Origin of the sequence: Brakhagea baltica, assembly GCF_052161605.1 — a bacterium.
Classification (GTDB): Bacteria; Planctomycetota; Planctomycetia; order Pirellulales; family Pirellulaceae; genus JBKCUI01.
This window is the reverse complement of sequence record NZ_CP197409.1, coordinates 2,215,798-2,237,856: the sequence shown is the minus strand read 5'-3', so window position 1 is coordinate 2,237,856 and position 22,059 is coordinate 2,215,798. Positions and strand designations below refer to the sequence as shown.

Annotated in this window: 16 protein-coding genes; 5 read left to right on the top strand and 11 right to left on the bottom strand. The window is 51.9% G+C overall.

Going from position 1 to position 22,059, the window contains the following annotated elements; all coding sequences use genetic code 11:
* Position 1: 1 nt before the first annotated feature.
* From SH449x_RS08185 to SH449x_RS08160, 6 genes are all read right to left on the bottom strand, one after another.
* Positions 2-856, bottom strand: coding sequence for a fumarylacetoacetate hydrolase family protein (locus tag SH449x_RS08185; RefSeq protein ID WP_482380846.1), 855 nt, complete (start codon positions 854-856; stop codon positions 2-4).
* A gap of 96 nt (positions 857-952) precedes the next feature.
* The gene (locus SH449x_RS08180; RefSeq protein WP_482380845.1) at positions 953-4,465 is read right to left on the bottom strand and encodes an ABC transporter permease; all 3,513 of its coding nucleotides are present in this window, start codon (positions 4,463-4,465) and stop codon (positions 953-955) included.
* A gap of 44 nt (positions 4,466-4,509) precedes the next feature.
* A complete protein-coding gene (locus SH449x_RS08175) occupies positions 4,510-6,039 on the bottom strand; it encodes a DUF58 domain-containing protein (protein ID WP_482380844.1) in 1,530 nt (509 codons plus the stop codon).
* Between the two features lie 25 nt (positions 6,040-6,064).
* Positions 6,065-7,000 (bottom strand): AAA family ATPase, encoded by a 936-nt coding sequence (locus SH449x_RS08170; RefSeq protein ID WP_482380843.1) that lies wholly within the window; start codon positions 6,998-7,000, stop codon positions 6,065-6,067.
* A 262-nt stretch (positions 7,001-7,262) separates the two neighbouring features.
* Positions 7,263-7,823: a hypothetical protein gene (locus SH449x_RS08165; protein ID WP_482380842.1), complete on the bottom strand. Its 561-nt coding sequence runs from the start codon at positions 7,821-7,823 to the stop codon at positions 7,263-7,265.
* Entirely contained in the window at positions 7,810-10,410 is a 2,601-nt protein-coding gene (locus tag SH449x_RS08160; protein WP_482380841.1) for a CehA/McbA family metallohydrolase, read from the bottom strand. The genes SH449x_RS08165 and SH449x_RS08160 overlap by 14 nt, the downstream gene beginning before the upstream one ends.
* Before the next feature lie 100 nt (positions 10,411-10,510).
* On the opposite strand from SH449x_RS08160, the gene SH449x_RS08155 reads away from it, so the two are divergent.
* Positions 10,511-11,272, top strand: a complete 762-nt coding sequence (locus SH449x_RS08155) for a FadR/GntR family transcriptional regulator (RefSeq protein WP_482380840.1) — start codon at positions 10,511-10,513, stop codon at positions 11,270-11,272.
* Between the two features lie 32 nt (positions 11,273-11,304).
* Positions 11,305-12,612 (top strand): SGNH/GDSL hydrolase family protein, encoded by a 1,308-nt coding sequence (locus SH449x_RS08150; RefSeq protein ID WP_482380839.1) that lies wholly within the window; start codon positions 11,305-11,307, stop codon positions 12,610-12,612.
* Positions 12,613-12,636: 24 nt separating this feature from the next.
* Here the strand turns inward: SH449x_RS08150 and SH449x_RS08145 are convergent, their stop codons facing one another.
* From SH449x_RS08145 to SH449x_RS08135, 3 genes are all read right to left on the bottom strand, one after another.
* The gene (locus tag SH449x_RS08145) at positions 12,637-13,602 is read right to left on the bottom strand and encodes a saccharopine dehydrogenase C-terminal domain-containing protein (protein WP_482380838.1); all 966 of its coding nucleotides are present in this window, start codon (positions 13,600-13,602) and stop codon (positions 12,637-12,639) included.
* A complete protein-coding gene (locus tag SH449x_RS08140; RefSeq protein ID WP_482380837.1) occupies positions 13,599-14,054 on the bottom strand; it encodes a saccharopine dehydrogenase NADP-binding domain-containing protein in 456 nt (151 codons plus the stop codon). Before SH449x_RS08140 ends, SH449x_RS08145 begins: the two co-directional genes overlap by 4 nt.
* A 191-nt stretch (positions 14,055-14,245) precedes the next feature.
* On the bottom strand, positions 14,246-15,622 hold the full coding sequence (locus SH449x_RS08135; protein WP_482380836.1) for an HD domain-containing protein: 1,377 nt from the start codon (positions 15,620-15,622) through the stop codon (positions 14,246-14,248).
* 621 nt (positions 15,623-16,243) lie between these two features.
* Between SH449x_RS08135 and SH449x_RS08130 the strand changes: the two genes are divergently transcribed.
* Entirely contained in the window at positions 16,244-16,471 is a 228-nt protein-coding gene (locus SH449x_RS08130; protein WP_482380835.1) for a hypothetical protein, read from the top strand.
* A 109-nt stretch (positions 16,472-16,580) separates the two neighbouring features.
* Here the strand turns inward: SH449x_RS08130 and SH449x_RS08125 are convergent, their stop codons facing one another.
* Positions 16,581-17,270: a response regulator gene (locus SH449x_RS08125; RefSeq protein WP_482380834.1), complete on the bottom strand. Its 690-nt coding sequence runs from the start codon at positions 17,268-17,270 to the stop codon at positions 16,581-16,583.
* A gap of 26 nt (positions 17,271-17,296) precedes the next feature.
* Positions 17,297-18,001, bottom strand: coding sequence for a phosphate signaling complex protein PhoU (phoU, locus tag SH449x_RS08120; RefSeq protein ID WP_482380833.1), 705 nt, complete (start codon positions 17,999-18,001; stop codon positions 17,297-17,299).
* A gap of 264 nt (positions 18,002-18,265) precedes the next feature.
* Here phoU and SH449x_RS08115 point away from each other — a divergent pair, with 264 nt between their 5' ends.
* Positions 18,266-19,837 carry a hypothetical protein gene (locus tag SH449x_RS08115; protein ID WP_482380832.1) on the top strand — a complete coding sequence of 524 codons (1,572 nt, stop codon included), beginning with the start codon at positions 18,266-18,268 and terminating at the stop codon, positions 19,835-19,837.
* Between the two features lie 202 nt (positions 19,838-20,039).
* Positions 20,040-21,023 carry a polysaccharide deacetylase family protein gene (locus tag SH449x_RS08110; protein ID WP_482380831.1) on the top strand — a complete coding sequence of 328 codons (984 nt, stop codon included), beginning with the start codon at positions 20,040-20,042 and terminating at the stop codon, positions 21,021-21,023.
* Positions 21,024-22,059: the final 1,036 nt, after the last annotated feature.

The window sequence follows — 22,059 nt, the reverse complement described above, 5'->3', positions numbered from 1 at the left end:
CTTAGCCTTGTACGACGGTGTTGGAAAGCGTACCGATACCGTCTATGGAAATGTGCACTTGATCGCCAGGTGCCAAAGTGAAATTGCTATCCGGAACCACGCCGGTTCCGGTCAATAGAAACGCTCCGTTAGGCATGTCATTGTCTTTCAAGAGCCACTCGACCAAATCCTCGAGGTTTCTAGCCATCTCGGCAACGGAGGTTTTGCCACAGAAGACTTCCGCTCCAGCTCGGTGAATGCTCAAATGAATCCCGATCGAACTGCGTTCCGGCATCGCCGATGCCAGAACTACCCATGGTCCTAAACCGCAGCACTGGTTGTACAGTTTGGCCTGTGGCAAGTAGAGTGGGTTATCCCCCTCAATGTCTCGGCTGCTCATGTCGTTGCCAATCGTGTAACCGACGATCTTGCCATCTCGCGAAATCACCAACGCCAACTCGGGCTCGGGTACATTCCATGTGGCATCGACACGAATCCGAACCGGTCCACCTTGTCCACTGCAACGATGAGGAGTCGCCTTAAAGAAAATCTCAGGCCTGGCCGCTGTGTAGACTCGATCGTAGCAACTCGCGGCCGCTTCGCTTTCCTCCATTCTCGCGGTTTGTGATCGCTTATAAGTCACTCCTGCTGCCCACACTTCTTGATGATCGATCGGTGGTAACCAACAACAATCGTCCACGCTCAGGGGCTCCCCCACCGCAGGAAGCGTCGCTGCTAATGTTTCTAGCTCAGGGTGGGACAACAAATCCTGCAGGCTGACCAATCCTGCCGAAGCTGCATCGAGCTTGCTCACAGAATTATCAACGATGCGAACCACCGCAGGACCTGTTTCGGTTTGAATTCGACCTAAACGCATGAGAGGTTTCCTTAAGGGCTGAGAAGCTCAGCAATGAGTAGAGTACATATACATTATGCAGCGATATTGAACTCGTTTTTCCTGTTTTTGAACAGGCTAGATCGTGGATCGCAACGCTTGAGCTAACGGCCATCGCATAGCTAAAACGGCGGACATCCAACTTGCGAGCAAGCCCACTACAACGATTCCTAGCAACATCATCATGGGCCCGAACATACCGGACGTTTGTTGCCCGCTGAAGATCGCGGGTACCGCCGCGAAACCTGCCGAAACGGCCCCGATCAGCATACCGCGAAACAGTTGCCACGCATTCTCAAGCGTCAATAACCACGTGAGTCGATCTTTGGTGAAGCCAATCGCACGCATGGCTGCCAACTCGGCTCGCCGTTCCATGGCACTTCGCAACTGGGAAATCCCCAAACCGATCGTTCCGAGCAATAACCCCAGCGTCCCCAACAATTGGAAAGCAGACAAGTACGTGTTCTGCACCGCCAAAAGTTGCTCGAGAACCGAGGCACTCGAAACCAAACTCAAGCCTGGGTCTTGCCATCCCTTTTCGATCAGATTGCGAGCTTTCTCTAGCTGCACGTCATCGGCCACCTTGATCAAGAACGATCTGTAGCCGCTGATCGAGGGGAATACCCTCTGAAAATTCCTTTCGCCTATGATGAGGCTTCCTTGAAGTATTGTGTTCTGCAAGACACCAACAGTCTCAAACCAAACGGCCTGGCCATCGAATTCGAATTGGAAACGCTCTCCGACAAATCCTCCCAAGTGCAAAGCCCACAAGGCTGTGTTCTGATCGATCACAACAGGAATCGGGCTTTCTGATCGACCGTCACCCTCGCTTTCGAGGGACTCCCAGGGGGATGCCGGATTCCTAGTCTGAAACCATGCGAAAGCCGAACGTCCATCAACGCCACGGTCTATCTCTCTGATACGAGCCGACACGCCAAGCACTTGTGGTTCGTCTGCTTGGTAGAGATTGTTGCAGCTAGCATCATCCCCTCCGCGAAGCCGCATGGAGACGATCTCGGTCCCCTCGAGCATGCCTGCTTCTGCGCCGAGTGCCTCGCGTCTCACATTCGGGTTCCCTAGCTCTACGTAGATGGGGCTTTGACTGCGCCCCATCAAATGAAAGCCACCCAGCCCGGGTTCCGTCGGACTCGCTTGGAACAAACTCATTGACAAAATGAGGAAGGATGCGATGGCTACCAAGCCGATCGCCAATATGCTTCGCGTCGGAGCCCGCTGTGCGTTGCTGGAAGCGAGTTCGGTCGGAGTCACCATGCTTCGTTCTCTCCCCGAACGTACTTGCAATCGATGCCACGTTCCCAAGAGTCCGGCACCTAGCAAGAACATGCCCCCGCCGACAAAAGCTCCCGCCTGGGCTTGCCCTTGCAAACCTCTACCCACGAACAGAACCACTAATGCCACCAATACGCAGGCTATCGCCCCCCATAGCTTGTACGGACGAGCACGCCCCAATACTACGACCTCATCTACACGCCCTTTGAGAAGCGTAGCAATGGGGACGCTCTTCAGTCGTCGCGTCGCAAAGTAGATCGCAAGCATGGCCGCGACGGTACTCGACAACCATCCGATGACCAAGCTCCATGGAGAAACGTAAAACTCCAAAAAGGAAACTGTCACGGCTCCCACCCACCATGTTCTCAACAAATGAACCATGCCATAAGCGTATCCAATCCCCCCCAGGATGCCGATGGTTGCTCCCACACTGGCCAGAAGCACACCTTCTGCGAGCAGCAGTCTCCGAACCTGGCTTCTTTGCCAACCTATCGCAGCCATCACGCCCCAGTGATTGGCTCGGCGTTCAATAGACAATCGAAAAAACAAAACGACTAGTAACAGAGCCGAAGCAATCAAAAAGAAGCTGAGCGACAGAAATAGAGCATCGAACGGAGTCGTCCCGCCTGAGCGTTTCAATTGTCGTTCCCTGAGCGGAATGTCCCGCCAACCTAAAGAAGCTAAGTCGCCGACCGCTGTCGTTCGGATGGATTCCTCCAACTTCGCAATGGTATCGTCATCCGAAATGGGATACCGAATACTGGTTACATTGCCGAAGCGAGAGCCAAACTTTTCGCGCCCCAACTTGTAAGCGAGAAATAGTTTGGGAGTTAATCTGTGAGCATCCCAGTAGTCATCGTCTATCTTTTCACGCGGTCTGGTTAACGGAAAGGGAGTATCCCAATCGTTGATCGAAGCGGAATCGGTAATACCGGGAACGTCTGGAGTCCAATTGGGATCGTTAAAGACTGTGGGTGGGGACTCCCAAGTGACTCGTTTACGGACGACCCTGGGTTCTGTCAGCGGTGCAATCGCAGCCACAGTGAGTTCAAATGAAGTCTCGATCTCTTCTCCCTCGACTGTTTCCGGCAAGAAGTAGTCCACCACGATTCGATCGCCGACCTTCAAGCGCAACTGCCCGGCGAGCCACTGATTGACAACCGCCCAATCAGCTGATTGAAAACGACTTTCGTCGATATTCGCTTCCGCTATGGAACCGCTCTTGTTTAACATTTCTTGAACTAGCTTGGCATCGGTCGCGCTGATGATGCTGTAGGGAACAGATTTTCTGGGAGCGTCTATTAACGGCTCGGATGAAACATCCGATTCAGCCTCCCGAGCATCGGTCGCCCCTTTCGACAATTCGATTCCGTTCGCCAGGTATGTCATGACACGGACGGGGGCATACTCACGCGTCGCCTCCATGACTGCGTCGGCAATCGCGTCAGAAAGCAGCATCTGATCGGTGGTCAAATGCGTGTAAGAATCTACCGTTTCCGCCTCTTCGGAATCAGACGGAATTCGAACCCGCTCTAGCCGCAATCCAAGATCCCTCGTCGCAGGAGAAACCTTGGTGAGCAAGGAATCCATTGCTGGTCCCTGGTCGACCTTGGCAGCGAAAATGCAATTGATCTGTTCACCGATTCCAAGTGCCCTTTGCAAAGCGGCATAATCAGCAAACGCATTGAAGACGGGGCGCTGATCACTCCTAAGAGAAAACCTGGCCAGCCCTTGATCAGGGAGTATCTGGATCACTTTCCAGCGAGGCAGATAGATCGTATCGATGTCCCGCTTTCCCAAAGTGCTGTCCGCTGGAACAACCGACTGAGCGGGCACACTCAATGTCAAAGAGTCCCCCACTTTGACATGCAGCAGTGTTGCCAAGGCGTGATTGATTACTATCTCCTCTCCCTTAGGAAGCGACTCGGGTTTGACCGAACTCAACGCCCAGAACGATGCATCCACCCCAAGCAAACTCATTTCATTCGAGCGAAAAACCTCGTTGTCAGATTCGGCAGACAACTCGGTTCGGGCGGTTGCCTGCTGCATAAATATCCCGAGAGCATGAGTTCCCTGAAGTCTCTCCTTGTCAATAATCGATTCTGGAAACCAGCGAGGCGCGATCAGAACACGATCGATCTCACCGATTCGATCTAAAGCCATGAAACGCAATGAACCTCTTACGCTGTCTCCGACGATCAAGGCTCCCACGATGACCGTTCCCGCTATGGCAACGCCGATAACAACGGGAATTAGCAAACTCCGAAAATGGGACAGGGATTGAATCGCAAGTCGAATCATACTGCTTTCTCTCAACGCGAAGCGGGAGGCGCATCGATCACTTGTTAGGGGGCAGGGGAAAAGTAAGGTTCCAATTCCTTGTTGGCCACATTGACCCAAGCCATGTGTCGCCAATACACAACAGGTGCCTCACCGGAATCGGACGTGGGAAGCCCTTGTTTTTCCGTACTATTCCCTCTGTCGGACGCGGGGAGAAAACCTGGTTGCCTGCGGGTGCTAACGACCAAGAGATGATCGACATGACGCACTTCCTTTTCGAGCAACTGCAACGCTTTTATGAAGTTTGAGACCTTGGCAGATTTTGCGATCCCGAGCCGTTCTTGTAATGCGTGAGTCTGCGTCCTAGTTTGAACTCGCAATGCCAACGCAGGATCCGCATCGGCAATGGCAACCGTTAACACAGCGTGATTCGAAGCACAGATATGCTGTGCCATAGAGGACACAAACTCAACCGCCAAATCCTCGTACTGCAATGCGTCCGCAGCTTTTCTGCCATTGGTCTTTTCCACTGAGCCTGTCTCCTCAGGGTCAAGAGGTGAGAGATCCAACACAATAACAAATTCACGAGTCTCCGTCCTTTGAAACTGTTTTACCATCAGTTCACCGAACCTCGCCGACGAACGCCAGTGAATCAGACGCGGGCTGTCTCCCGGTCGGTAACTGCGCAAGCCGAAAAACTCTCCCTCGTCCGAAATCGATCTCGACTGTCTATGCCGGGCTCCCGCTCGCTTTGTTTCGAACAAATCGGTCCAACTAGGTAGAAGCTTTCCAATCGCTGGCTGGACGATGATCGAATCTTGGCCGCTCGGTGGCAAAATTCCCTTCATGAGACCTAGCGGAAAGCGTGTCGTAATCTCCATTCCTAAAAACTGATAAGCACCTCGGTTAGGCACGATGCATTGGTATCGCTGAATCCTGGTCGATCGAGGTGGTAGCGTCGAGAAAAGCATCCCAATCGTCTGCGCTGCTCCTCCAACCAAAGAAAGCTGCGACTGCTTGGTCATGCGTTCTTCCACGACAATCCACCATGCGCCTAGGAATCGCTTGGGATTGGTTACGGACACCTCAACGTCGAACGGTTTTCTGGCCTGCATATTGCGTGGCAACTTTCGCCGAGCCGTGATACCGTAAATGCTTCGCGCGCTCACTCGCCATTGAATCAGCAAAAAACCGATCATCGTACCCGCCAGGATGATCAGAAGATTCACATTGCGAACCACTGCTCCCAAGATCACAAATCCGATCATAAAGCTGAACTGCCAACCCTCACGTGTTAGCCGTGTGGTGACCGGAGTCGCGGATCGACGCATCGATCGAAATCTCCGGATCGGACCTAGCAGAAACGACCAAAAGGTTCGCTGAACGAGATCGCTGCTCAGAACAATTGAGGATTTGATTTCATCCTGCGATGGGTTGGGTTCGGAGCCGCTCAAGCTATGGCCATCCACTTCAGGCTGGCCAGACAATTCCATTACGCCGGACTGACGGTTCCCGTCCACCAGTGCACTACCATTAGAACGACCACCTGTTTGGGCATCGCCGGTTCCAGTGATCGATTGAAAGGATTCTGGCATAGGATAGCTGGTTCCGAACGAGATACTAAACAGGCACGCTTATATTGCGGAGACAGCGTTCAATAATCGACTCAGCAGTCGCCTTTTCGCTGCCCGCCGTGAACCCACGTGGCAGCACGCGATGCGATAGTACAGGAATGGCCAACGACTTTACATCATCGGGTACGACATAACTCCTTCCCGAGAGGAACGCTAATGCTTGCGAAGCCCGAAAAAAGGCAAGTGCCCCACGCGTACTCACGCCAACTTGGATTTCGTTGCTCTGTCGCGTTTGCTCAACAATGTCCTGAAGGTAGTCAACAATCGCATCGTCTAAACTGACTTGCCTGACCTGTTCTTGCAGTTCTTTAACCTCGGCAACAGAAACAACTGACGGCAAATTGTCGACTGGCTCTCCCTGTTGATGAGATCGCAGAATGTTACGCTCCGCATCTCGAGCAGGATACCCAACGTCGATTCGCATTATGAACCGATCCAACTGGCTTTCAGGCAAGACATACGTTCCCTCGAACTCAAACGGGTTTTGCGTCGCAATCACCAAAAAGGGGTCGGGTAACGGATAACTCTTTCCGTCAACGCTTGCCTGCCGCTCACTCATCGCCTCAAGCAACGCACTCTGCGTTCGCGGTGGTGCTCTGTTGATTTCATCCCCCAAGACAACATTGGCAAAAATGGGGCCGGGCGAGAACTTGAACTCCCCCTCGTGATAAATACTGCTGCCGATGATATCGCTCGGTAACAAGTCGGGCGTGAATTGGACTCTCGTAAACTTGCCTGAAATGCTCTTGGCAAGCGCCTTGGCGAGCAATGTCTTACCAACGCCAGGAACGTCCTCCAACAACAAATGCTCCCCAGCCAACAATGCGACCAAGATCCTCCGTACAACGTCACGCTTTCCAAGCACGACGGATTCAATGTTCAATTCTAAGCGTTCCAGAACTGGATTCGTATGGGATGCCATTCCGACTTTCTATTCTAGCTATTCTAAGTAGCCCAAATCCTCGCCCCGAATCGATTCTAGGATGAGGATCGGAGTGAACCAGGCGATGAGTTTCGGTTTAAAAGCACTGGTCAAGCTCGGACGGATGGGACCAGGGAGGAAGTGGTCACCCCCAATCCAACTTCGCTTCGTACGCTCTAATTGTAACCGGTTTGCAATAGCATGCGTAGTCAGGGCATCCGCAATTACAGATCTTCCGCGAAGCAAACACAAAGAAGATTTGCTATCTCGACACGGCGTTCTCGATCTGAAACGCAATAAGCACATCGCTGCGGAACCCTAGATCCTGCGTCCCTTGGCCTGCATTAAAATTGAGAATGGTTGTCCTCACCCCCGAATCCCGACTGCGAATCTTTAAAGTTCGAAACTCGGTTAAATCCCCTGATAATGGCCCATCAGGAACGAGTTCCAACTCGAACCATCGATCCCTCGCTTCATCATCATAAGACGTCATTTGCTGTTCTGATTCGATGACGAGAGGAGCCGTTATGCCCGCAGTATTCTCTATTTCCACCAAAAAGTCTCGCCATTCTCCCTGCACAAGATTCACTGGTACATCTTGCGCCGTCGCCTTAACCCTCGCCTCAGGCGAAATACTCACAACAACCAACGCCTTTGGCTTACCCGCATCTTCAATGGTCGCTTTGGATCCGACATCGGAACCGCTTCCCTTTTCCTTGGGAACGAAACAACCTGCGACAAAAACCCCAATCGCAATCAGCACAACTAATCTAACAAGGCCATTCCCGCAACAAATCGATTGGCGTTGATCATCGCGCAGCATCGTTGAGCACCCTCAAATAAAATTTTCGTGCATGTTCGTAATCAAGCTTAGCCTGAGCTTGCTCATCCGGTGCGTAAGTCCGCTGCTTTTCTCGCCAGCACTGCTCTAGAGATACTAAGCACCACTCGGCACTTTCTCGAACTTGAACCGGCTTATTATCTACCGTGATCCAAATCGGATTGGTATGAGCACTTGGGAAAACGCGTGCCGCAACCCAGCAACTTTGACCCGGCTCAGGATTATCGAATCGCAGTTTATGCACGCCCCCATCCGTGGGTATCTTCTGAGAAGCGACCGGGTAGCCGTTTACAATCAACTCGACTTCGGCCTCGTTTTCGTTTGGCTTGTAAGCAGCCGCGCTCATGGAAAACGAGCCATCGGCCTCTCTTTCAAAATTCATTAAGTGGCAGGTACCATCGCTGACATAAGATTCACCTCGCTGCAATCCTTCTACCCATTGATCGTAATCCAGTCTTCCATCTAGCTTGACATAAACACGCCCCAAGCCCACTCGCTCGCCGGTTATACATGGGAAATCGGTCTCGCCACTCGCCACAACTCGCGTACCACAGTTCAATACGTGATACCAAATGTTCCACTCGCTTTCGCGAGAAGTGTTCATCGTTGCGATAAAGTCCATGGCAGGCACCTTGCTCCCCTTTGGCCCCTCTACCATGTGAGTCACTTGCATGATGAACTCGTTTGCTCCAATACCATCGAACGCCGGTATATCGAAATTAGGCAAACGATGTGGCCCATCAACTCCTTCGACTCGCCCGACGCTACGTGTTAAGCCAATGCCACTGTGAGCCGTGCCAGTAACAGCTCCTTGTTGTTTGGCCCAACGCAGTGTATTGAGGCCCAACGTGGGCCAGTGGTGCTTGGAATCACCTCCTGCCGGGATTTGCTCTTGTAGCTTGAGCAAGTTTAAATGGCCTGCTTGATGGGAACCGAAGCCACTTACCTCGATATCGTAGCGAAGCAAGAATGGATAACGACTCACATCATCAGGTTTGCCAGAGAAGAATTGCTTCTGAAAGTCGAAGCATGGGCCCCATGTGAGGCAGCACCCCACTTTAAGATCCTCCCCCATGATGTGCCGTAGCATATCTGCTGGCAATACACCTTGCATGGGATTCTCGTAGTGCAAACACCCTGCGGCATGAATGTGGTGATCTCCGCTCCAGTAGCCATAGTTGGCCGTATTGATCCAGCGATTCACTTGGTATTGTAATGTGACCGGTTCGTCACCCACGACGAGTGTTTTAATGTCTTCAATGCTCTCAGGACCATGCGAACATTTTACTGTGTACTCGCCTTTAGGAAGCCGAATGGTTTCCCCCGTCTCTCGATAGATCTGAGTCTGAAAGAAGAAGTCGGGAGCTTTCCTCTTTGACTGGTAAGGATAAACTCGACCGTGCTCGTCTCGAATCTCAAAAGCCCCCATGCACGGTGTTCCATCCGCGTCGGCAACCTCAAAGGTAACTTCGGTGCTTGGTTTGGTTCGAAGCACGATCTCGGCGGCGGTCCAATCGCCGGTCTCTCCGGCGGCGTACTCCAAACTCATCCAATCGATTCGAAAGTTGCCGGGTCCTTGGAGCGGATCCAGACGAACCCCTCGCAGCTCCCCTTCGACTGGAAATTCAATGGCGTATTCTCGATCGCTGCCTGGCTCTAATTGAAATACGATCTGTCGACCACCGTCGGGTTGTGGCAGCTGCTCGGTCCACCAAAAGAGCTGGCCAACCCCCGGGGAATCCGTGCGTCCCCAAAACCGAAAGACCATGCGGCCCCCTCGCGCGGAGACGGGTGCCGAGAAAAAAGGATCATCACCAACCCCTTTTACCAACAGCGAGCTATCCCGAACCTCCAACTCCATGTCGTTGAGATTGCCCCAGCCATCTGCATTCTTGTTGAATCTCCACTGCTTGATGACCGACGAGTTTCCACCCTTTGATAAACCAGTTGAAAATTCGAATCTCGCAGACCGCTCCCCTACCGCAGTCGACATTATTTGGACGATTCGGTATTCCAACTCCAGCCCACTCAGATTCGCATTCAGTGGTCTGCCATCGAACATTGACAGTGCCAACCATCGATTCTCCACTTCTTCCTTTGGACCGTGCGGAATCGGCTTGGCATTGGGACTGTCGATTCGGAGCTTAGATTGCGTTCCCGCCAGGTTTACAACCTTCACCAGCCTAGCCGTCCAGCCATTCTCCATCAGCTCGACAGGTTTGCCCGGGGCAATGGTTGTCGTTCCATCAGAGTGAACGACCACCGAAGCAACGCACAATGGATCGAGGATCTGCTGGATCTGCACGGTGATGTTGCTGTCGCTTGGGTCTATCTTGAGAGCCGCCAATTGGCTCGCTTGTTCCTGCGAAAAAGGTGTGCCGATCGCCTGTAGCGTTTCCGATAACCGCTGAGTCAAAAGCAAGAGTGGCTGCGCATCAACCCGCTCTACCATCGGCCAGGTACCCGCTCCCGATCCATTCGATTGGCCAAAACATGGCGATCTAAAATCCATCGCTACTAAGTTCATGAAGCCCGCCATGACCACCAGAAATCGGAAAACTTTCATCATATTGATTCCTTGTTATTGCTTCCTTGTGGAATAGACCTCTTGCGAACGCAAAACATAGATGTAGGATATCCTACATCTACACTGAAAGACAAGGGGGGGGATGTTGCCAGCCACGAATGCACCGAAAAAGCCTGCTCGACCACTGTTGGTCGAACATGTCGAAGCTGCCCTCACAAACTTTATTCGCACCGAGGGGGTTCGACCTGGCGACCGTTTGCCCAGCGAGGCCGAACTTTCAGCCAAGATGCAATGCAGTCGCAACGTTCTCCGTGAGGCGGTTGGACGCTTGGCTTCGCACGGCGTTATCGAAGTGAGACGCGGATTGGGGATGTTCGTTGGCACAACCGATACGATTCGTTCATTTGCTTCCTTACTTCGTTCATCGATGACGATTTCGGTTGGCGACCTCTTGGAGTTCACCGAGTTTCGACGAGCAATCGAGGGCTATGCGGCCCGCCAAGCCGCAGTTCATGCATCCAACGAGGAGCTTGCAGAACTGAGTCGCTTGGCTGAGGAGATCGATGATCCCAAAATCTCTCGCGAGGAAAGTCTGTACCGAGATACGAAATTTCACCTGCGACTCATGGAGATCGGTGGCAATCGCTTAATGACGGTTCTGCTCGAATCTCTTCTCGAATTCCTGCACGCGTCAATGGATTCCACCACTGCAAAGCCTCGAGACACAGAAACGAGCCGTAGGCTTCACGCGATCATTATCGATGGGCTCATGAGACGGGATCCTGAAGCCGCTGATCAAGCAATGGAAACCAATCGCCAGTTCACGGCCAGCAAACTGAAGAGCTTATCCGACACAGGTTCACGGAGTGACTCGCTGAAAGCCCCTCCACGCTGTGACTGGTAAGTGGTAAGTAGTGTTTTGGAAAGCAAGATATCATGACCGTCCCGAGACGTAAGTTTTTAGCGAGTTTACCAATGGCTGTAGCGACCGCCGCAGCGTTGGCGCACCATGGCAGGACGAATGATGCGTTACGAGCGTTTCTGGAGCCCCATGTCCTCAAACGCAGCTCTTTGGATCTCTTCTTGGACCCCAAGGCACGCGTTTGGGCGCGGTTCGATCCTGAGCTCGGATACTTGTTGCGGAATGCTTTCGTTCGAGACGGAGTAGATGGTTGCCACACGCTGGCCCGTTATCAAGCATCAGGCCAACGCCAGCAGGTTAACTTTGCCGACCAACCTTGCAGGATTAATACCTATGGTGACAGCTTCACACAGGGGCACCAAGTTAGTGACGGGGAAACTTGGCAAGAGATTCTAGCGGCTCATTTTTGCGAACCGATCCGAAACTTTGGAGTTGGTGGTTTCGGCGTTTACCAAGCGTATCGCAGACTTCTAAGAAATGAGGCCACCAATCACTCCGCCAAGTATCTCATATTCAATATCTGGGGGGATGATCATCTAAGGAGTGTCTACGCATGGCGATGGCTTTCCTTTCCTGGGAATGTTTTAGAATCGATGGCGGGAACCATGTTTCATGCCAACCCGTGGGTACACGCACGCTTGAGCGACGCTGGAGATCTGATCGAACGAGACAACATGTGTCCATCCGAGGAGTCTCTGTATCAACTTTGCGATCTAGATTTTTTGGTCGATTCGTTCGCCGAGGATGAGATCGTTCACATGCTTTTTGCTCAACAAACAGGAAGCGTTCTGGACAAAAACGTTTTAGAACGAGCCGCTTCCAGCTGCAATCATCAGCTTGCGAGCCTGACCAGCGCAGAGACAACCAAAAAAGGGGCACAGCAACTACTGCATGCTTATGCGATCCGCGTTGGGATCATCATCATGGAGCGATTGCAAGATTACTGCGAGCAAAACGACAAAGAGCTGATGGTGCTACTCAGCTATCCCATCGGTTCGGTTTGGCATGCGTGCAATCGCAGCTCGCCAGATGATCCCGACAACGTTGACTGGCATCCCGATTATTTCAAACGGCATTTGAGAGAAATCGGAATTCCGGTGGTCGACAGCCTGCCCGCCCACGTCGCAGAATTCGACACATTCAAACTATCTGCGAAGCAATACGTCGACCGCTACTACATTGGACACTACACACCACAGGGGAATCATTTTTTCGCTTATGCGATCAAGGATTCCATTCGCCATTGGCTGACCCCGCCACCCCCTGCCTATCAAAACGATGACTCGCCACTCATCCGTTTCCAAGGCTACTTGCCCGGTTAGCTTATTGCCAGGTTAGCGAAACTACTACGAAACCCTGACGTTACTGAATAACCACGGATCAGATTTGTTGAGCGTGTCCGGGAAAATCCAGTCGCGATCCGCTAGAGGAGTCCAGTCCGTATAGTATCCTTTGACAGGGCTCAAGTAGGGTTTCATCACCTTGAGCATCCACTGATGGTCAATCTCTTCAGCTTCTATGACACCCTCCTCGGGGTTTTTGATGGCCCACACCGCGCCTGCCAATACCGCCGCACAAACCTGCATGCTGGTTGCTGAGTTGTGTGGAGCAAGCATGCGCGCTACATCTATCGATAACTGAGAACCGTACCAGTATGCATTTCGTTCATGGCCAGCTAGTAGCACCCCGAGCTCGTCAATACCTGAGACTATCTCATCGCGCATCACCCGAACCTTTGGTTGTTCGCGCCATTGCCTTCCCGCAAGCTCATGCAGACTCAGTACCGCATCGTCGCACGGATGGTAGGCGTAGTGGCAGGTAGGCCGATAAACAAGCTCATCCGTATCGCTTTTGAGCGTGAGGTAATCGGCGATGGATATGGCTTCGTGGTGGGTAATCAAGAAGGAATGGATCGGTCCACTGGTTGGCGTCCAAGTTCGAACCTTGGTGGCAGCACCGGGGTGATTTAGACAGATGGCAGCTTGGCAGCCAGAGGCATGAGTGAGGCCGTCGGCAGGCCAATCGGTCTCATGCGTGCCCCAGCCTAACTCTGCTGGTTGAAGTCCTTCGGAGATGAAACCATCCACAGACCAGGTGTTCACAAACTCGCCGATCTCTTTGGGGCGGCTTGCTAATTGCGTGTCCCGCTCGGCAACATGAATCGTCCTGATTCCGAGGGATCGAGCGAGTTCAGCCCATTCTGACCGCGATTGAGGCACGGATGTCTGGCCAGTGATGTCCGATTGCAGGTTTAACATGCCTTGTTTTACCAGATAGGAGACCATGCCGGGATTCGCACCATGTGCGATCACTGCGGTTGTTTCCCTTTTTGCTTCAGTGCAACGGCTAGTTCGCGAAACGAGTAGTTGCTCCGATCTTGGACGGAAACCGAGGTGTCGGTATAGCCTCCTTGCCAAGGCTCGATGCAGGTATCAAGATAGACCGCCCCCAATTCTTGAGTTAGTCGAATGAGGGCTAGCGAGGAAACGCGGACCGAAAGATTTAGCAGGAGGGAACCTGGTTCCGAAAGAAGAGGCTGCAACACCTCACGAAAGTTATCGCGTCGAAGCGGTTGTTGAATAAATTGCACCCCGGATTCCTCGGCCTGCTGCTTTCCAGCCGAGTCCGCAGACACAATCACGATTGCTTCCGGCGGCACATCCAAGTGACGGAGAATGAGTGGCAATGTACCTTGGCCGATGAGTCCGAATCCGACGATCACCACGCGACCGTTCACCTTAGCGAGTGTTTCAAATTGCTTCATTAAACTGCGATAGGGGGCCTCCCGACGAAACGGTGCCATGCGAGGAATGGAATTTTAAAGAATCGGAGAAAATAACTACTTTGAAGGGGCTGGGAAACCCCATTCCATTCGCCAAGGACGGCAAAAGCCCTTCGAAACCAAGCAATCACCACAGACGACTAAGAAAATCGCCTAGCAAAGCGACCGGACGTTCAGAGGATAATTTCCAGGCAATCCAAAACTTTTGTCTGCTTTTCTCGAATCTTTAGAGCCAAGCTCGGCGCGGCAAAGATTCTCACTCGCTTGACGGTTTCATCGAACTGTTGCGTAGCGAGTGCTTTCACCATCGGCGAAATCTCGCCGAGCGGCCTGAAATGTCCACTCCGCATTAACACCTCCATTTTGAACTGCACATCCAGGCTGATTGGGGGTACATCGATTAGCAATTCAAACGGGTTCACCATCTCTCCCAACTCGCGGGAAAGCTCTTCTGCAAGCCGATTCGAAACCTCCCGTAGGTCCACAAACGAATGGCTCGACAAACACTGATGTACGGAAGGGGAATGAATCGAATCGAACTCTAAAACGCGTTTGTACAATATGCGTCGTGGTCCAAAGAGCCCCTGAGCACAGGACTCCCAAGCCTGACCAATGGACGTCTCAAGGATGCTTTGCTTCATTTGAGGCTCGTCGAAATGAAGCCACTGATCCGCAAAAGATCGTTCTGGGCACGAGTGGGCAGATGCCCATAAAGCTGTCTGTAGCATTGAGGTGGCACCGCGAACCGTATGATGCCAGTAGACCTCGCTAAACATGATGTATCGAGCGAATATCATCATTTCGATGGCTGTTTTACCTTTCTCTGTTAGGGCAATGCTGTTGGTCGTTGGGTGGATGCAGAGCGAGCGAATAAGTCGATGGCGATCAAAGTTGCGGCCATAAGGAACGCCGGCGTGAACAGAATCCCTTTCCAAATAATCCATCTTGTCGATGTCGATGGGACCGCTCAGCATCGAGGACAAAATCTGCTCCGATGGGGATCGCTGGATCTCCTTGGACGGATTCAATAAGCCAACAATTCGTTCCGGGCGGACGTTCCATTCGTTGCCGATCCGCTCGGCCAACTCGCCGGAAAGAATGTGCCGCTCGGCCAAGATCTCGTGTCTCGGTACATTTCGAACCCCTAAGTCTTCAATGACATGGCAAAAAGGCCAATGCCCGACGTCGTGCAACAGTGCCGCCAATAGAAAGCAAATAACATCTTCTTCCTCGACGCAGGAACGAAAGCGATCGTCGGACGCTAACTGGTTCACAAACTGGACCGCGTTGAAGTAAACCCCTAGGGAATGCTCCAGCCGAGTGTGCGTTGCTCCTGGATAAACGTAGGACACCAGCCCCAGTTGACTGATCCCGGCTAGCCGCCGAAATGCAGGCGTATCGATCAGACGTTTCAATCTGGGGGTGACGGGAACATCTCGCTCTGGACTGATACGAATCGAAGAGTCGGTGGATTTCAGTTCAGGGACGGCATACATAAGATAATTAATGCTGGCAATCGCGACGGGATACGGAACGTTTTCATGCGGCATTGCTTGTCCCGCGTAGACAGATCTACTAGTCTACAGAAACAACAGCCAACGGGGAGCATGGAGCTGGTAGATGTTGGAATCCACAAAGATAGAATCCACAAGTCCAGTAAATTTCTCAGAAAATCTGGGTGACGTCTTGCCCCAACATTAACCTCAAAGTGAACTGTCTCGGCATACTTCACGGGATGGAAGCATTCAGAGCAGATTTGGGTTTGTGGGAAATAAGTCACCTTTGCTTGGCTTTTTTGGTGAGGAGAATCACAAGAGGCGATGCTCGAAAGAAAGTACGTTTGGCCGAAAATTGCAGCGTTTTGATCCCGCAAAGTTTACTTGCTCGAAATCACAAGACTTGGCAAGGGAGTCTAATCGCGAAAGGCTCGAAATTTTCTTGACTTTATTCCCTCTATGTCAATAATCGATGCGTTGGGAGAATTTTACGAGAATTTTTGCGGTCGAGGTTGCCCTGATTGTATGGCGTGATGTCATGCTAAGCAGGTGCGGCTTTATCCATTGATCGACCGCATCAGTTCTTGGAATGGGAGTCCATTCTATCCCTGAGAGAGAAGCGAGGTATTTGGATGGCCTCGCAATCCTTGGCAACTTTGGGAGGGCAATTAATTAATGAGTAGTTTGTGCAAGAACGTCTTTGAAGCAATTCTCAAGTACGGTCATGATGAAGATTTCGACCCGGTTATAGATAACCATTTCTTGCCAACGGACGCACCCGCTGGTTCACAAGAAAAAATCGAAGTCTTGCGTCGTCGCGTCGAACTGGGACAGCCTCTTTGGCACTCAGATGACCGTGTTGACTACAGCGGACTCACTGGCGCAATCCGTCCACGCGAGTAAAGCTCGCCGGGAAGGATGATTGTCTGCGTAGAGCGGCGTTCGGAAAAATTAAAAAGCATCAGACCTGGGGAGACTCAGGTTTTTTTATTGGAATTTCAACCCGAACGGTTCAGGCTTCCCTGAATCGATATCCAACTCCACGAACGGTCTCAATCGCGTCCGCCTTTTCGCCGATCTTCTTCCTGATTGCACGAATATGCACATCGATGGTTCGCTCCAGCACGAGCGTATCCTCTCCAAGGGCCGAATCGATCAACTCGCTCCGTTCAAAGGCTCTACCAGGTTGTCGCATTAGGGTATCAAGCAAGCGAAACTCGCTCTTGGTCAACTCGACAAGCTGCTCATCCACTGTCGTCCTGTATTTCCGTCGATCCAACGTTATGCCTTGCAAACTAACCACGTCCGCATCGTTAGCCTCCAAAGTCTGTTTGCGTCGCAGCAACGCTTTAACCCGTTCTAAAAGTACCTTGACGCTAAACGGCTTGGTCACATAGTCGTCTGCACCAACAGAAAATCCCACCAGTTGGTCCGTTTCTTCAGACTTCGCTGTTAGAAGAACTATGTTGAACGATTCGGTATCGGGACTCGCCCTGAGTCGGCGACAAACCTCAATCCCGTCCATGATAGGAAGCATGACATCCAGGAGGATGATGTCTGGCTGCTTTGTTTGAGCCTGATGCAGACCATCTCTTCCGTCAAACGATAAAATTACTTCAAAACCAGCTTTGTCCAAATTGTAGGAGAGGACCTCTGAGAGGGCGCGGTCATCTTCAACGAGAAGCACTTTCTTGCGAGGCATTGTCTGGCCAATTCTGGTTTCGAGTATCAGGGACTGTTGTGAAGGGAACTTCCGGAGGAAGCAATCGGAGTGGCCGATGGTTGGCGGTGTCGCACAATCTCACCCTTGACCATGTAGATCGTGTCTTCCGCAATGCTGACGGCGTGATCAGCGATTTGCTCGAGATGGCGGGATGCCGAAAAACAGTGCATCGCAGGGTATATCTGGTCCGAGTCCCGCTTCATCTGATCATTGAGTACCGCGATCACCTCGACATTTTTTCTGTCGACGGCGTCATCGCTGCTAATGACTTCCATCGCCAAATTGACATCTTGGCGGACGAACGCATCCAAACTGCGGCGAACCATACTGATGGCCATGAGTGCCATTTGTTGCAAACCGGATTGGAGTTGAAAGTCAGGGTATTCGTAGACGCTAAGGGCCCGCTGGGCGATGTTGCACGCCAAATCGGCCATCCGTTCCAAATCGTTATTAATTTTGAGCATCGTAGTAATGCGTCGCAAATCCGCAGCAACTGGCTGATGCAGGGCGAGCATCTTCAAGCAATCTTCTTCTATTTTTACCTCGGTTCGATCAATCTCTTCATCTTGACTGATTACCATGGTTGCGATTTCGGACTGACGTGCAACAAGCGACTGCACCGCCTGATCAATCATTCGTTCGACCACCCCCGACAAACGTAGGAGGGATTTGTGGGCTTCGGCTAAATCGTGTGTAAGGTGTAATGACATTTGCTGGCTTTCGTTTCTCGGGGGCGAATTCTAACGAGTGTATGTTAAGAAAATGCGAATGTTGCGTTAAGATGCGATGCAGCTAATTCACGTGCTCCGTGCCCTTACATTCCGTACGATCCGAACTATTTCTGTATTTCTTCCCTCCTAAAACGGTTTTTACTCGAAAATATCAACAGTTTGCCATTTGCACGGAACGCTAGCCTACGATTCGATCGTCCCTCGAATTCTTTTGCCACCACATCGGATTTAGCCCCAACAAAAATGGCACTCCAAGCTGCGACGAACGTTTCCGACCCCCGCTTTCCAGGCCCCAGGCTGACAAAGCCCAGCCCGGTTAGCCCCGAATTGGGGGGGAGTTTGAATGAGCCAAGTCACCCAGAAACGGTTGAGAAAAGCGATGCCGTTATCGAAAGATCGGAGATTTTTGCGAGGATTTTGGCTCGTCGTCTGCCACTGAACGAATCCGCGTATAGTGCTTTCAAAAACCCTTTAACCGCCAACATCCCAGATAATGGGCCCGCAGCAGCGTTGGCTTTACTAGGCGATCTGATGAAGCCCTCACTGCTTGGAAAAATGTCGGGAACCAACAAGAGCTTCGAGCCCCACGCAAAGTTCCTGAATGGGCTGGCAACGTGCTTAGCGACCGTCCAAAGAGCGGGACAACGCTTGGATAAATCCGCAGGTGGTTTTCTCTCAGAAACGCTACTGCTCGACGCGATTCTACCTATTTATTTAGCATCCTCTTCGGAATCAATGAGATTGGGGCTAGAGAGTGTTTCGAGCAAGCTTCGAAGAGCATACTGTATTCTAGGTTGGGTGAGCCTACTCGAACCAGAACCAGCGGCTCGATGGGCAGACCTAAAGATCGAGCAACGACACTTCCTCGATACAGCCATCGAGCAGAGCTTTCAAATTTCGATCCCGAGGATTGCTTGTCGATACTGGTCCTTGCCCTATCAACCACCTGGATGCACCGACCTGAATCTAGGTGTCTGGGATATAGCTTGCCAAATAGTACTCGGTGAAAACCAATTGGTCGTCCCAAAGGGTATGTCGCTTGGCTTGGTCTCCTGGGAAAAAATTCTTCAACATTGGAACGAACTAAAGTCCGCTCTAACCCTGGATAGCAACTCGTTAGATTGGGAACAGAACCTTGCAACAAGTACAAACAGCAACGAACATCACGGAGATTGGACGCCAGACATTGCAGAAAACGCAGACACTGTGAAAAACGCAGACACCGCAGACGCTCCAAGCACCGACCGCTGCGAAGTGGAAGAGCCTGTCCCCGCGGTTGTCTCCTCGCCGGGTAACTCGCCTGAAGCTTCGATCACTCCCTCGCAAGATCGCAGATTGGTCGAAATTCGATCTAGTTCCGACCCAAATTTGAAGAAGGTTCTCGAGCAGTTTTTGCAACGCAGTCGGGAAGAGCAAACGACGCTTGCCATCGCCGTGGTCTCCAGAATCCGTCCCGATCAGCAAAGCTCCAGCAATTGGTTTTCCCCGATGATCGATCGCTTGGTTAAGGAGAGTGACGTCGAGGATCTTAAAGGGTTTGTGACCGACGCAGGGGAACTCGCCCTTATGCTCTACGAAGTAGACCGTTCCGAAATTGCGAATTGGCTGCGTGAAGCGTTTGCTAGACTTCGCAACGATACGACCAAGAATCGAATGGTTGCTCAGGAGTCCGAAGAACTCGTTGCAGGCGTTGCCATGGTTAACTCGCCATCGAGATCCTTTCAACTAGATCAATTGATCGACGCCGCGTGGCGATGCCGAGATGGAGCCGCAATCCAAGGCGCAAACGCTGTGAAGACAATCGAAGTTTATTAATTCTGCGACGATTCGCTTTGATTGAGGCCCAACGCCTTTGCGGATCTAGAATGGCAGGAGGAGACGCTTGGGATTCTGAGTTCAGTGGAAATTTGTTACACTGCTTATGCTCGGAAGTCGCGCCTTAAACTTAGTCGAACACCGAAGCAAATTTTTCGACACTCTCTACAACACCAATGCTTGGTAGCAAGGAAGACGAGACATGACCTCAAGACCATCGTGGACCAGACGTGACCTATGCAGTTATCTAGTATCATGGGGGGGACTCAGTCTGATGACTCTGGGCGTTAGTGCCTCCAAGGCAAACGGTTCCGATTTGGTTTCTCAAAAAAAGCTCATCATCCACATCGACGATGCAGGGATGTGCAACGCGGCCAATGTCGCCACGATACGAGCTCTCGAAAGCGGGGCCGTCACCTCGACGAGTATTATGATGAATTGTTCGTGGGCCAAGGAGTTCACGGACTACGCGAGACAGCACCCGGAATACTGCTACGGAGTTCACTTGACTTTAAACTCGGAGTGGTCCGGCTATCGATGGGGACCTGTTGCGGGACGAGAACGTGTTCCAAGCTTAGTCGATGCTGATGGCTATCTCTGGAAGGACGTTTCCATGGTCGCAAAGAATGCAAAGGCCGATGAAGTGGAAATAGAACTCCGCGCTCAAATCGAATTGGCCAAGCGACAAGGAGTGCCTCTTAGCCATTTAGACACGCACATGGGGGCAGTCATGGCGAGGCAAGACATCGTCGAGGTCTATGTTAAGCTGGCCTTGGAGTACGATCTGCCGATGCTTTGGTTACGCAGGTTGACCGACGAGCAAAAGCAGGCGTATCCTCATTTTGCAGCTTTGGCGGAGCAGACTGTTCAGCAACTGGACGAGCGCCGACTTCCCGTGTTGGATCATCTTTTGCAGTTCTACGGCCCGGACGACTTGGTGGCACGAGAGCAGATCTACGCCGACGCGATCAACAATCTACAGCCAGGCATTAGCCTCTTGATCATCCACTCAGCTTTGGATGGTCCCGAATTGCAGGCCATTACAACCAGCCATAAACGCCGCCACCAAGACTACGAACTCTTCAGTCGGCCGGAACAAAAGGACAGTATTCTCGCAAAGGGAATTGAGCTCACGAGTTGGAAACAGCTGACGCAAAAGATGCGAGCCAGCAACGAACCAAATTAACGCCTGATGAAATCACCGATACCAGCCCGCTGCGCAAGCACAGGGCTCGCAGGCCCTGAGGAGGACCTCCGTTCTGGAGGGCACGCTCTGAGTAATAAAGGAAGCGAAAAGGCGAAGGAACACCTGGAGACACGGAGGTACCGTTCATGTCCATTGCATGATGACCGCCGGTGGGATCGATCTCAAAACGGGTCAATGGGTGGGTATTCAGCAAGAGCTTGCGACAACGTAGGCCGTAACAAGGCTTAGCAAAGTACGGCATTCACTCTCCCTTCGAGGGAGAGTCGAGCGTAGCTCGGAGAGGGTGAAAGGCACAGCATCGCATAAAGGCACCAGCTGGTCAGCGATTTTAAAGCCCCCTCCCCTCGTGATCGTAAACTCCACTCTGGTCCTCCCGAATTCTTCGGGAGGGTGAATAAGAAGGCAACTCACGCTGCAGGACTGGTGGTTCACGAGCCAAGAGTTCGCATCGATAAGTGAGCTTGAAATCGGTGAGACAATAACCTGCTCGCAGCTGGAGTGCTCATGCACTCGTGTGAGTAGCTTTGATCTGAACACGAACGCCTCCATTCCGACCTAGTGTCGGTGGAGCGATGACTAACAGGCTAGCAAAGCATCCCCCAATATATCCCTCCCCCTTCCCTTCCGTCTCGCCGCAGGCGAGACGGAAGGGAAGGGGGGGCAGAGTCCGTCATGGCTAGCTTGTTAGTCGTGCTTCCACTGAGATGAACTCAGTGGAGAGCAAATGACCAAATTCGGTGCAACAAAGTGCTCGAAAACGGTCTCTCACGGCTCGCTTGAGCCCCGATCGGGACACTAGGAAAACCAAAACACCTTTGGAAATCCTATAAGGAAAAGATTGGCTTTCTTTCAAACTTCCCACTTCACCCTTCAAACTTCTTCCGCCCGACCGCAATTGGCGGAGACCTTACTGACTAAGTCTATTTCTTATTCTGTGAACGGGCCGCATGGGGACACATGGGCACGGACACATGGGGACACAGCATTTTCTGGCACTGGCGATTTTCTTTCCACC